At 70.1% G+C, this 11905-nt stretch carries 13 protein-coding genes; 2 read left to right on the top strand and 11 right to left on the bottom strand.

Annotation, left to right across the window (positions count from 1 at the left end):
* The first annotated feature begins 3 nt into the window (after nt 1–3).
* Nucleotides 4–621: a type II toxin-antitoxin system VapC family toxin gene (locus JOL79_RS02475; RefSeq protein WP_210153929.1), complete on the top strand. Its 618-nt coding sequence runs from the start codon at nt 4–6 to the stop codon at nt 619–621.
* On the opposite strand, the gene JOL79_RS02470 is transcribed toward JOL79_RS02475, so the two are convergent.
* Nucleotides 504–1202 carry a TetR/AcrR family transcriptional regulator gene (locus tag JOL79_RS02470; protein WP_210153928.1) on the bottom strand — a complete coding sequence of 233 codons (699 nt, stop codon included), beginning with the start codon at nt 1200–1202 and terminating at the stop codon, nt 504–506. The two genes, JOL79_RS02475 and JOL79_RS02470, sit on opposite strands and share 118 nt — an antisense overlap.
* 124 nt (nt 1203–1326) lie before the next feature.
* On the opposite strand from JOL79_RS02470, the gene JOL79_RS02465 reads away from it, so the two are divergent.
* On the top strand, nt 1327–2904 hold the full coding sequence (locus JOL79_RS02465) for an alkaline phosphatase D family protein (protein WP_210153927.1): 1578 nt from the start codon (nt 1327–1329) through the stop codon (nt 2902–2904).
* Nucleotides 2905–2922: 18 nt separating this feature from the next.
* Here the strand turns inward: JOL79_RS02465 and rocD are convergent, their stop codons facing one another.
* The 10 genes from rocD to JOL79_RS02415 form a co-directional block, all read right to left on the bottom strand.
* Nucleotides 2923–4137: an ornithine--oxo-acid transaminase gene (gene rocD, locus JOL79_RS02460; protein ID WP_210153926.1), complete on the bottom strand. Its 1215-nt coding sequence runs from the start codon at nt 4135–4137 to the stop codon at nt 2923–2925.
* Nucleotides 4134–4970 (bottom strand): dimethylargininase, encoded by an 837-nt coding sequence (gene ddaH / locus JOL79_RS02455; RefSeq protein WP_230984023.1) that lies wholly within the window; start codon nt 4968–4970, stop codon nt 4134–4136. Before ddaH ends, rocD begins: the two co-directional genes overlap by 4 nt.
* Before the next feature lie 113 nt (nt 4971–5083).
* Nucleotides 5084–5524: an Lrp/AsnC family transcriptional regulator gene (locus JOL79_RS02450; RefSeq protein ID WP_210153925.1), complete on the bottom strand. Its 441-nt coding sequence runs from the start codon at nt 5522–5524 to the stop codon at nt 5084–5086.
* 120 nt (nt 5525–5644) lie between these two features.
* The gene (locus tag JOL79_RS02445) at nt 5645–6367 is read right to left on the bottom strand and encodes a DsbA family oxidoreductase (RefSeq protein WP_210153924.1); all 723 of its coding nucleotides are present in this window, start codon (nt 6365–6367) and stop codon (nt 5645–5647) included.
* The gene (locus JOL79_RS02440) at nt 6364–7821 is read right to left on the bottom strand and encodes a purine-cytosine permease family protein (protein WP_210153923.1); all 1458 of its coding nucleotides are present in this window, start codon (nt 7819–7821) and stop codon (nt 6364–6366) included. The genes JOL79_RS02445 and JOL79_RS02440 overlap by 4 nt, the downstream gene beginning before the upstream one ends.
* On the bottom strand, nt 7818–8129 hold the full coding sequence (locus tag JOL79_RS02435) for a Rieske (2Fe-2S) protein (protein ID WP_210153922.1): 312 nt from the start codon (nt 8127–8129) through the stop codon (nt 7818–7820). The genes JOL79_RS02440 and JOL79_RS02435 overlap by 4 nt, the downstream gene beginning before the upstream one ends.
* Nucleotides 8126–8959, bottom strand: a complete 834-nt coding sequence (locus JOL79_RS02430; protein ID WP_210153921.1) for an iron-containing redox enzyme family protein — start codon at nt 8957–8959, stop codon at nt 8126–8128. The genes JOL79_RS02435 and JOL79_RS02430 overlap by 4 nt, the downstream gene beginning before the upstream one ends.
* Nucleotides 8960–8961: 2 nt before the next feature.
* Entirely contained in the window at nt 8962–9750 is a 789-nt protein-coding gene (locus JOL79_RS02425) for a dihydrodipicolinate synthase family protein (RefSeq protein ID WP_210153920.1), read from the bottom strand.
* Nucleotides 9751–9758: 8 nt separating this feature from the next.
* Nucleotides 9759–10331 (bottom strand): DUF6190 family protein, encoded by a 573-nt coding sequence (locus JOL79_RS02420; RefSeq protein WP_230984022.1) that lies wholly within the window; start codon nt 10329–10331, stop codon nt 9759–9761.
* Nucleotides 10332–10335: 4 nt separating this feature from the next.
* The gene (locus tag JOL79_RS02415; protein WP_210153919.1) at nt 10336–11547 is read right to left on the bottom strand and encodes an aminotransferase class I/II-fold pyridoxal phosphate-dependent enzyme; all 1212 of its coding nucleotides are present in this window, start codon (nt 11545–11547) and stop codon (nt 10336–10338) included.
* Between the last annotated feature and the right edge of the window lie 358 nt (nt 11548–11905).

Raw genomic sequence — 11905 nt, 5'->3', positions numbered from 1 at the left:
CGCATGTCTCCCGTTGGCCGCGGTTCGCCGCAGTGCGGTCGGCTCCTCCTCGGGCAGCGTGTCGATCCGCCTGTCGTCCAGGACGACCTCGCCGCAGTCCGGCCGGACGACAGCGTCAAGCTGGTCGTCCGGGAAGAGGAGACGGCGGCGCTGGAAAAGTGGCTGGTGGCGCAGGCCAGGCCGGTCGTCGCCAGTGAGCTGGCCCGGACCGAGGTGGTGCGGGCGGTGCGGGTGGCCGGGCCGCAGGCGGTCTCGCGGGCGAAGGCGTTACTGGCCCGGCTGAGGACCTTGCCCGTGGACACGCCGCTCCTTGACTCGGCCGCCGACATCGGGCCGCCCCGGCTGCGGACCCTCGATGCCCTGCACCTGTGCGCGGAGCAGGTGCTGGAGCGGGCGCTCGACTGGTTCGTGACCTACGACACCAGGCTGCTCGCCGCTGCCGAGGAGGCGGGCCTTCCCATCGCCGCGCCGGGTTCGGGCCGGGCGGGGCTCGAAAAGGCCGGTCAGCCGGTCAGCCCGATGAAGGCGGCCAGGCAGGCCATGTTGTGCTCGAACAGCTCGGCGCGATGTGTGATCACGTTGTCGAACTGGCCGAAGAGCTCGAAGTTGACGATGCCGTAGAGGCCGGTCCAGATCGTGATCGCGCGGGCGACGACGTCGTCGGACACGTCCGGCATCAAGGCCCGGACGGCCTCGGCGTCGGCCGCGATCGCCACCGGGGGCTCGGGGCAGACGGGCGGCGGCGAGAGCCGGCCGGCACGATGGGCCTCCGCGATGATCGCCCCGAACACGGCCGTGTCCCGCGTCGCCGGTGCGATCGTGTCGACGGGCGCCTGGTAGCCCGGCACGGGGGAGCCGTACAGCAGCGCGTACTCGTGCGGATGGGCGAGGGCCCAGTCTCGCACCGCGCGGCAGACCGCCAGCCAGCGGCCGGTGAAGTCGTCCCGCGGGCAGGCCGCGTCGGCTCGCTCCACGACCTCGCCGACCGCGTTGTAGCCGTCGACGATGAGCGCGGTCAGCAGGTCGTCCCGGCTCGGGAAGTAGCGGTAGATCGCCGAGGAGACCATGCCCATGTCGCGGGCGACCGCCCGCAGGGACAGCCCGGAGGCTCCCTCCGTGGCGAGCTGACGGCGGGCGATCGTGGTGATCTCCTGGATGAGCTCCGCTCTGACCCGCTCCCGTGCGGTCCGGCTCGCGTTCATGCGCCCCACCTTAGCAGAGCGCCCGAAACTTCCGAGAGCACTGCTCTTGGCGATGGGCGTCCGGCTTGGTGCCGCCGTTACCGTGCCTTTGCGGTAAACGGGGTTTCCAAGTAGACAGGAACGCGTGCCGGAACTTGTTCTCGGGCCGCTGCTCCGCCACACCGACGGGGCGAGCGCCACGATCTGGGTGGAGACGACCGAACCCTGCGCGGTCACCGTACGGGCCGGGGAGGCGGCAGCCGAGGAACGGACCTTCACGGCGCACGGTCACCACTACGCCGTCGTCGACGTCGCCCTCGACGGCCCGGTGGCCTACAGCGTGGAGCTCGACGGGCGCGTGGTGTGGCCGGAGCCCGATCTGCCGCCGAGCGTCATCCGGCCCCTCACCGAACTTCGCGAGCTGGTCTTCGGCTCCTGCCGGACGAGTGTCCCGCACGACGAGCCGTACGTCCGCACCCACGGCGTGGACGTCCTGCACGCCTACGCGCGGCGGCTGATGGGAACGCCGGAGCGCCCCGATCTGATCCTGATGCTCGGCGACCAGGTCTACGCCGACGAGCTCACCCCGGACATGAAGAAGTTCATCGCGTCCCGCAGGGACGACGGCCCGGAGGAGGCCGTGGACTTCGACGAGTACGCCGAGCTCTACCGGCAGGCCTGGTGTGATCCGCCCGTGCGGTGGCTGCTCGCGACGGTCCCGACACTGATGATCTTCGACGACCACGATGTCAGGGACGACTGGAACACCTCGCTGGCCTGGCGCGAGCGGATGGCCGAGGTGCCGTGGTGGGACAGGCGCATCGTGTCCGCCCTCGGCTCCTACTACGTCTACCAGCACCTGGGCAACATGACGCCGGACGAGCGGGCGGCCGACCCGGTGCTCGCCGCGCTGCGGGCCGGGGGCGGGGACGACGTGCTCGACGCGTTCGCCCGGCGGGCCGACGAGAAGCCCGACTCGGTCCGCTGGAGCTACCACCGCGACCTCGGCGGCAACCGGCTGATCGTGCTGGACAGCCGGAGCGCCCGGGGGCTGGAGCCGGGGCGGCGGCGGATGCTCGACCCCGAGGAGTGGGCCTGGTTCGACGAGCACGCGGCGGGCGACGTCGGCCACCTGATCGTCGGGTCGTCGCTGCCCGTCCTGCTGCCCAGCGGCATCCACCACGTGGAGAGCTGGAACGAGGCCGTCTGCGACGGCATGTGGGGCCCCCGGCTCGCCGTGCTGGGGGAGCGGATCCGGCAGTTCCTCGACCTGGAGCACTGGGGGGCGTTCCGCCGGTCGTTCGAGGACCTCGGGCGGGTGCTGCTCGACGTCGCCGCGGGGCGGCGGGGCCGCCCGCCCGCCACGATCCTGCTTCTGTCGGGCGACGTGCACTACTCCTACCTGGCGTCGGTACGCAGGAAGGGCGCCGGCCGCATCCACCAGGTCGTCTGCTCGCCCATCCGCAACCCGCTGAGCCGCACGCTCCGCCTGGCCAACATCGCGGCGTCGTTCGGCCTGGCGAGCGTGCTCGGACGGCTGCTGAACCTGATGAGCCGGGTGCCGGGGCCGCCGTTCCGCTGGAAGATCACCAAGGGGCCGTGGTTCCCGAACATGATGACGTCGGTCCGGCCGGAGGAGGGGGCCGCCACGGTCACCTGGTTCACCCACGACAGGGATGTCGCCTCGGTACGGCTCACGCCCCGGGAGGGAAGGAGGGCCTGAGCCGTACCGAGGCGGAGCTCACAGCTCCCTGAGGACGGCGGCGAGCTGTTCGACGGCCCAGGACAGGTCGTCGCGCGAGACGACGAGGGGCGGCGCCAGCCGGATCGTCGACCCGTGGGTGTCCTTCGCGAGCACGCCCCGGCGCATCAGCGCCTCGCTGACCTGCCGTCCGGTGCCGAGCGACGGGTCGACGTCGACGCCCGCCCACAGTCCCCGGCCGCGCACCGACACCACGCCCGGTCCCAGCCGGCGCAGCTCCTCGTGCAGGTGGGCGCCGAGTTCCCGGGCCCGCGCCTGGTACTCGCCCGTCTCCAGCAGGCCGACGACCGCGGTGCCGACGGCGCAGGCCAGCGGGTTGCCGCCGAACGTCGAGCCGTGCTGGCCCGGCTTGATCACGCCGAGCACGCCGGCGTCCGCGACCACGGCGGAGACGGGCACCACGCCGCCGCCGAGGGCCTTGCCCAGGACGTAGACGTCGGGGACCACGTCCTCGTGGTCGCAGGCGAAGGTGGCGCCGGTGCGCCCGAGTCCAGACTGGATCTCGTCGGCGACCAGCAGGACGTCGTTCTCCGTGCAGATCTGGCGGACCGCGGCCAGGTAGCCGTCCGGCGGCACCAGCACCCCGGCCTCACCCTGGATGGGCTCCAGCAGGACGGCCACGGTGTTCTCGTCGATCGCCTCCCTGACCGCCTCGGCCGAGCCGTACTTCACGACGCGGAAGCCGGGGGTGAAGGGGCCGAACCCGCCGTACGCGTCGGGGTCGGTGGAGAAGCCCACGATGGTGGTGGTGCGGCCGTGGAAGTTGTCCTCCATGACGACGATGTTCGCCTGGTCCGGCGCCACGCCCTTGACCTCGTACCCCCACTTGCGGGCCACCTTGATCGCGGTCTCGACGGCCTCGGCGCCGGTGTTCATCGGCAGGACCATGTCCTTGCCGCACAGGTCGGCGAGCCGCGACACGAACTCCGCGAACCGGTCGTGGAAGAAGGCGCGGCTCGTCAGCGTGAGCCGGTCGAGCTGCTCGCGGGCCGCCGCGAGGATCGTCTGGTTGCCGTGGCCGAAGTTCATCGACGAGTAGCCGGCCAGGCAGTCGAGGTAGCGCCTGCCCTCGACGTCGGTCACCCAGGCGCCCTCGGCGGAGTGGATCACCACGGGCAGCGGGTGATAGTTGTGCGCGCTGCGGCGCTCGCTGAGCCGGATCTGCTCTTCGGTGGTCGTCCGCTCGGTGCTCATCGGATCTCCAGGGTGCAGCACTTGGGGCCGCCGCCGGACTTGCGCAGCTCGCTCAGGTCGACCGGGACGACCTCGTAGCCGCGGCGCTTCAGCTCCAGCGACAGGCCGGTGGCCTCGACGTTAACCACCACGTTGCGGCCGTCGCTCACCGCGTTCAGGCCCAGCACCTCGGCGTCGGCCGCCGACGCGAGGACCGCGTCGGGGAACAGCCGCTCCAGCACCCGCCGGCTGCCCGCGGAGAACGCCTCCGGGTAGTAGGCGACGTTCCGGCCGTCCAGCGGGAACAGGGCCGTGTCGAGGTGGTAGAAACGCGGATCCACCAGGCGCAGCGTGACCACCGGGCGGCCGAGGAACTCCTGCGCCTCCATGTGGGCGGCCACGTCGGTGCGGAACCCCGTCCCCGCCAGGATCATGTCGTCGAGCGTGAGGTAGTCGCCCTCGCCCTCGTTGGTGAACGACGCCTCCAGGGTCTCGTACCCCCGGTCGGCGAACCACCGCAGGTACGCCGGGCCTTCGGCGGCCCGCTCCCGGTGGGCGAACCTCGCCCCGTAGACCCGGCCCTCCACCACGAGCGCGCCGTTAGCGGCGAAAACCATGTCGGGCAGGCCCTCGATCGGATCGATCAGGCTGACCGTGTGCCCCAGGCTCTCGTACGCCTGCCGGAGGGCCTCCCACTGGCGGACCGCGGTCGCGGCGTCGGCGCCTCTGGCGGGATCCATCCACGGATTGATGGAGTACGACACCGCGAAGAACTCGGGCCGGCACATCAGGTAGTGCCGCGCGGTGCTCGGGTGACCGCTCGTGGCGGTCTCGGGCGATGGCAAGAGCGTCATCTGGACTCCATACGAAAACCGGTGAACGGGTCTTCAGCGTAGGAACCGGATAACCGCCGGCCAATGCGTCCGCGTTGCGGCCTGACGAGGATCGGTTGCGTCCTTCGGCTCGTTTAAGGCGATCCGTTAATCAGCCGCGAGAGCACGATCGAACTCTTGGTCCGCACCACGAACGGCTCGGCCGCCAGCCGCTCGATCACGCGCTCGACATGGCGGACATCGGTCGCCCGGATGTGCAGCAGGGCGTCGGCCTCGCCGGTGACCGTGCACGCCGATACGACCTCGGGATGCCGGGCGGCGGCCATCCCGATCTCGGCAGGGGAGGTCTTGCCGCGGCAGAAGAGCTCGACGTACGCCTCGGTGGTCCACCCGAGCGCCGACGGTTCGACGCGCGCGCTGAACCCGGTGATCGCGCCCGACGCCACGAGCCGGTCCACCCGTCGCTTCACGGCAGGGGCCGACAGCCCGACTTCAGCGCCTATTTCGGCATACGTCGCTCGGGCGTCCTCAACGAGGGCCCTGATGATGGCGCGATCCAGGTCGTCCAACTTCACGTGGACCTGTATACCGGTGACCTCGCCGCGACGTCGTTCCGGCGGGGCCGGGCCGACGTCGTGGCGAGGTCGTGGCAAGGTCGTGGCGAGGTCGCGGTGAGCTCGTGCGGAGGTCGCCGGTCAGGCGGCCTCGGCGGCGAGCTCGGCTGCCTTGCTCAGCAGATCGGTGTAGACGGACGGGTCGTCCGCCTCGATCACGGGGAACCCGACTCCGAAGCCGCCGTTGACCCATCGGGTCCGGACACCCGGGTTGGCGACGTTCGTCCCGTCGTACAGGAACACGTGCGGGCTGCAGTTGACCCGGCCGTGCCGGGCCGCCTCGAACTGGTCCATGACCGCGCGCCTGGCCCGGCCGTCGTCGAGCGCGGCGGCCAGCGCCCGGGTGTCGACCGCGCCGGTGCCCGCCGCGATGTCGAGGATCTCCTGGCGGAGCGAGATGCACCGGCCCTGCGCCCAGAACGCCCGGCGCAGCGCGAGGTCGAGCTGCTCGGAGGCGTTCAGACTCTGCTCCTTGGCCGCCTGCACCGCCTCCAGGGGAGGCAGCATCGTGACCGGGTAGGCCCAGTCGGGCCCCTGCCACAGCCGCCACCCGGCCTCGGGCTCAAGCGCGCCGACGACGGAGACCTCCGAGTCGACGCCCGGCCGCTCGTTGACCGTCCGGTTGAACAGCTCCAGGGGGAAGCAGCGGTGATCGAACCAGAGGCGGCCCTCGAGGCCGAGCCGGCGCCGCGCCCGGTGGAGCCGGTAGACGGCGAGATGGGCGAACGAGCAGTTGAGGTCGGAGAACACGACGATCGTGTCCGGCGTCGCCGGCAGTCGCGGGTCCCCTCCTGGTCCTGTCATTCCGGGTCACCTCCGGTGGGGCCGGAAACCCGCTCCGGGTACAGGCGGCACAGGGCGAAGTAGAGCAGGGCCGCCGTGCAGAACGGCACCAGGCAGCTCACGTCCACCCCGCCCGCCAGCCCGGCGAGCGGCCCGGCGTAGAGCGTGTTGTTGACGAAGAGGAGCCCCAGCGCCACCGCGGGGACGAAGGCCCCGATGGCCCGGGGGTTGACTCCGCCCCAGAACCAGTAGCGCCCGCGCCGCTCGGGGTGGGCGAAGCCGTACAGGTCCTCGGCGTCGTACCGGCCGCGGCGCGTCACGAACCCGACCAGCATGATCGCCGTCCACGGTGACACGAGGACGAGCAGGACCAGCACGAACGTCGAGATCGAGTCGACGGCGTCGAAGACGATCGCGCCGAGGTACAGCACGGCGATCCCCAGCAGGGACATTATCCAGGTGCTGACGGCCCGGGGGAGCCGCCAGAGGATCGAGTTGAGCGACAGGCCGGCCGCGTACAGGCACAGCGCGGCCTGCGGCAGCGTGCCGGCCAGCCCGAACGCGATCACCACGACGGCGAACCAGTGCGGCACCACGTCCGCGACGCCCGCGATCCAGGGCAGGGACGGGTCTTTCAGCATGGTGGTGGCGTAGGCCCCGACGATCAGCGCGACCGCGTTGCTCACATACATCGCCGCCCCGTTGTACGCCACCGCGGCCCGGTCGCTGACCTGGGGCGACAGATAACGGCTGTAGTCCCCCTGGAAGGTGGAGTACGACACCGGCAGGGTCGCGCTGAACGACACCGCCAGCAGCCAGGTCCGCCAGAAGTCGCCGAGCGCGTACGCGCCGCCGCCTCCGTACGACGGGGAGAACCGGGGCAGCAGCACCACGACGAGCGCCAGCAGCACCAGGCCGCCCAGCACCGTCATCGCCTTGTACGTGGCCAGGAGGGCGCCGTACCCGTACACCGCCACCACGACGACGGCGAGGGCCGTCAGCGGCATGGCGACCGCGAGCCCGGCGGGGCCGATGGGCGTCCCGATGACCCGGTGCCCGGCCTCCAGGATCGCGGTGGCGCCGGTCCAGACGGCGATGGAGAAGAACCCGATCGCGACGACGATGGTGATGACGTTGGCGACGACCCGGCCCCGGACTCCGAAGTGGGCGCCGCTTGAGACGGGGTCGTTGGCGCCCGTCCGCTTGCCGAACAGCACAAGCGGGGCGAACACCGCCGTGCCGACCAGCAGTCCGACGAGGATCGAGGTGACGGAGGCCGCCCAGCTCAGCCCGAAGCTGATCGGCACCGAGCCGAGGACCACCGTCCCGAAGGAGAACTGGGCGGAGTGCCAGATCCACAGGAACTCACGTGGGGACGCCGTGCGCTCGGCGTCCGGAATGCGGTCGACGCCGTGTGTCTCGACGCCACCCGCCGCCTCCGAGCGGGAGTGGGGGGTGGCCTCCCGCGTCGTCATTGGGCGCTCGCCTCCTGGTCTCCGGGGGCCGGGGGCCGCGGCGGCGGGACGTCGTCCGGCAGCAGCTCGACCGTCAGCGACCCGCACGGCGGGCCGCTGACCTGACGGCCGGTGAGCAGGTCGAAGGTGGAGTGGTGCAGCGGGCAGGTGAGGCGCAGGGTGCGGCTGTTGAGGTAGCCGAAGCGCAGCCGTCCCCGGCGGTGCGGGCACTCCGCCTGCGCGACGATCCGGCGGCCCGCCACCTCGATGAGCAGGTGGTCGGGCCCGATCTGACGGAGGGTCGGGCCGTCCTCCGGCCGGCCGGTCACGCCGCCCTCCGGGCCTTGGACACCGCGGCCTCGGTCGCCTCGGCGATGGTCTCGCTGGTCAGCGTGACGCCCGCCCACACCTTCGCCAGGTCGACGTCGCGGTGCTCGCCCAGCGCGCGGATCGCGGTCTGCATCTGCTTGGAGTGGAAGCTGTCGATGTAGAGGTGCTCGGTGTAGTACTTGTCGTTGGCGATCCCCAGCCGGCCGGCCGCCGCGGCGAACGGCCGGAAGGCGTACAGCACGCTGGCCTCGAAGTAGGCGTAGGCGCCGAGGAAGTACTCCGGCGCCGGGGCGCGGTCGGCCAGCCAGTGGAACAGGTTGACGTAGGCGAAGCTGGCGTCCCCCGCCCGCTCGACGTAGTGCTCGAGGTCGCCCGGCATGCCCAGCTCGGCGAGCATGGTCCGGTAGAGGTGGGAGTGCTCCATGTCGTCGTTCCCGCACCCGAACTCGTCGATGAGCACGCGCAGGATGGCCATGCGCGACCGGGAGGGGAGCCTGCGGATGATCCCGATGTGGGACTGCGACTCCACGAGGCCGTCCACCGCGAACTCGGAGACCACCACCTTGAACTGGTCGAGGGTGGCCTCCTCGGCGATGAACCGCTCGTCGTCGGAGGGGTTGGCCTGCTCCTTGCCGAGCAGGTCGTGGAGCGCGTCGATCAGCTCGATGCGGTAGTCGAACCGCGGCGCGCGGTTCTCGTGCTCGGCCGCCCGGCGTACCACCCACTCGCGTTCGATCGCCCACAGTTCGGAGTACCGCTCCGGGGTCAGGACGGAGCGGTTGTAGATGTAGAGCCGTTTCTGGTCGGAGTCGCGCAGCTGGACTCGCATGCCTACCCCACCTCGTCCACAGTGGCGGGGCTCTCGATGAGCCCCCGCCGGTGCAGTTCCTTCTTCACGTGCGCGTACCAGTCGTCGCGGAAGACGCCGTACCGTTCGCACACCGCGTTGATCTCGGCCTGGAGCTCCTCCGAGGGCGTGGCCAGCATCTCGTTGCACAGGTACGGTTCGAGGTTGGCCAGGGGACCGATGAAGCCGCCGACGCCGGCGGCCTCGTACAGGAGGTTCTCCCAGCCCTCGAACACCGGCGCGCCGGGGTCGGCGGCGACGAGCGCGCGGGTGAACTCGGCAGAACCGCTGGACTCCTTGATCCCCACGACGTCCGGCAGGCGGCAGATCCGCAGCAGCGTCTCCAGCTCGATCTGGTTGCCTGACAGCGCCTTCTCGTTGTAGACGAACAGCGGGATCGGCACCGCCTCGCGGAGCGTCCGGTAGTGGTCGTAGATCTCCTCCTGCGACAGGCCGGGCTTGAACGGCGTGGTCACGGCCACGGCCGCCGCGCCCAGCGCCCGCGCGGAACGGGCCCGTTCGACGACCTCCTCGGTCGTGGGCGCCTGGGCCCCGGCCAGCACGGGCAGGCCGCCCGAGTGGCGGACCGAATACGCGACCACGTCGTGCCACTGCCGCTCCGACAGCTTCCACCCCTCACCGGTGGAAAGGGCGGGCATCAGCGCCGTGACGTGGTGCCGCAGCGACTCCACCAGGCGCCGTACGCTCTGCTCCGACACCGCTCCCGACTCGGCGAGCGGTGTCACCAGGGGGACGATCGTTCCTGAATACATGGGGAACCTCACAGGTCGTCGGCGTCTACGCGCAGGACCAGGGACCGCTCGTAGAGCAGTTCGAGACGGCTCGGGAACGCCGGCTCGCGATCGACCGGCCCGACGGGGCGGACCGGGAGATCGCTGCGGGCGCGCAGCCGCGGGCTGGCCGTCGCGACGACGGTGTCGCGGCGCATGGCCATCGCCACCAGCAGCCGTTCGTGCAGGGGAAGCCCGCAGAGCGCCACGGCCTCCAGGGCGAGACGGAGGTCGGCCTCCTCGTAGCCGATCCGAACGATCTGCATGTCGGTGTGCAGATTGTCCATGAACGGGTAGTAGTCGTCCTGCGTCTGCCGGGGGAAGCGCCAGACGAGGTCGTCGCATCGCCCGACGTGTTCCAGGCTCATGAGGACGGGGACGCCCTCCAAGTGCTCGGTGAAGAACCCCTTGCACGCCCGGCGGACCTCCTCGTCCGCGCTGTGCATGCCCATGAAGAGGGCGGCGTCCAGGAAGGGCCCGGTGGTCGTGGAGACGGTGGTCCCCGACCCGGTGGTCGCGGTCTGGGTGGTCGTGGTCTCAGCGGTCGTGGTCTCGGCGCTCATCGGCTCAGTTCTCATAAGCGAGCAGGGCCTCGCGCATCCGGTGCATGGCCGAGGCGAACGTGCCGGGGCGCCGGGCGAGGGCGATGCGGATGTAGCGCTCCCCCCGCTCCGGAGTGTTCCAGTAGAAGTATGTGCCGGGGAGCACGTAGATCTCGCTCTCCAGGAGTTTCTCCTGCAGCGCGGTCGCCGTGAGGTCGGCCGGCTTGATGCGGAACCACGCCACGCTCGTGTTGACCACGGGCTCGACGTACTCGAGGATCGTGCCCTCCGCGGCCTTCACGGCCATCGCGCGGTTGTCCATGATCACGTCGCGCACCGAGGCGAAGCCGTCCTCGATCGAGTCCTCGACGTAATGAGTGAGGAAGTTGAGGACGAACGGCGACACGTTCAGCAGGACCGCGGTCTGGATGTTGTAGACCTCGTCCTTGATGTCGTCGCTGACCGTCAGCATCGCGCACTTGGCGTCCTGCACCGGCCACGTCTTGCCGGTGTCCTCGAGCGCCATGTAGGAGACGCCCGACTCCTCGAGGAGCTTGTAGATGTCGATGCGGCCGATCGACTGGTCGCACAGGGCGAAGGACGCGAAGCACAGGTCGAGCATCAGCAGCTTGCCGTGGTCCTTGCAGTACCGGACCAGCTCGCGGAACCCTTCGATGCCGTACTGCAGGAGGCTGAATCCCGTCGGATTGTTGGGGTCGACGAGATAGAGAGCGTCGGCTTCGAGGCCGCTCAGGTTGGAATAGATCGCGGCGGGCTCCGCCAGCGACTCCTCGGGGAGCGGCGTGAGGTCGACGCGCATGTGCTTCAACAGGTCGACGAGATTGTCGAAGCACGGCTCCACGAGAGCCACCGACATGTTCCGCTGCCGGAGGTACATGGCGGCGACCATGGTGGAGACGCTGGCCGAATACGACAGCCAGGTTTTGCCGGCGACGGCCGCCGTGGGCTGCTTGTGCAGGCGGAAGAAAGCGTCGATGAAACGCTTCTCGAAATAGGCCTGCTGGTTCTCCTCGGACTCGTACCAGAGGTCGGGGAGGCGTGAGACGATCTTGTCCTGGCTGGGCGACTGGCGCTGGTGCGTGTGCGCGTCGGCCAGGTTGTACCTGGTCTTGAGCGCCTCGATCTCGTGCTGGGTCAGGTCGACGAACGTCGACACGTCGGGTGTCCCGGGACTGGCGGGCGACATGCCGTCCAATTCCGTACCGGTACCGCTCATGATGAATTACCCTTCACTGAAGCGAACATGGAGTAGCTCAGGAGTTACGGGAATTGTTCATCGGGGACGCGCGTTGGGCTGGTAGTCCCCTTCTTGCGGAAAATACGGGAAAATGTTCCTTCGCCCCGTCGGTTGTATTGGAGCAACCGGACGAAATGTACTTCGCACATCTGGTCGGGTCAACACGTGCAAGTGGAAATGTAACGGCCCGAATTGCCGCCCGGAAAAAGGGAAAGCCGAAACGGCCGTCCGGCGCGGAGCCGGGCGACCTTTTCGGCTTGTATTGAGGACGACGGTAAAGAGTCGGCGCACGTCCATGTCGCTGACGCACGCCGACTCTTCTGTTATCTGTTCGTCA

Source organism: Microbispora oryzae, assembly GCF_017896165.1.
Taxonomy (GTDB): Bacteria; Actinomycetota; Actinomycetes; order Streptosporangiales; family Streptosporangiaceae; genus Microbispora; species Microbispora oryzae.
This window is presented reverse-complemented; position numbering and strand designations above follow the sequence as displayed.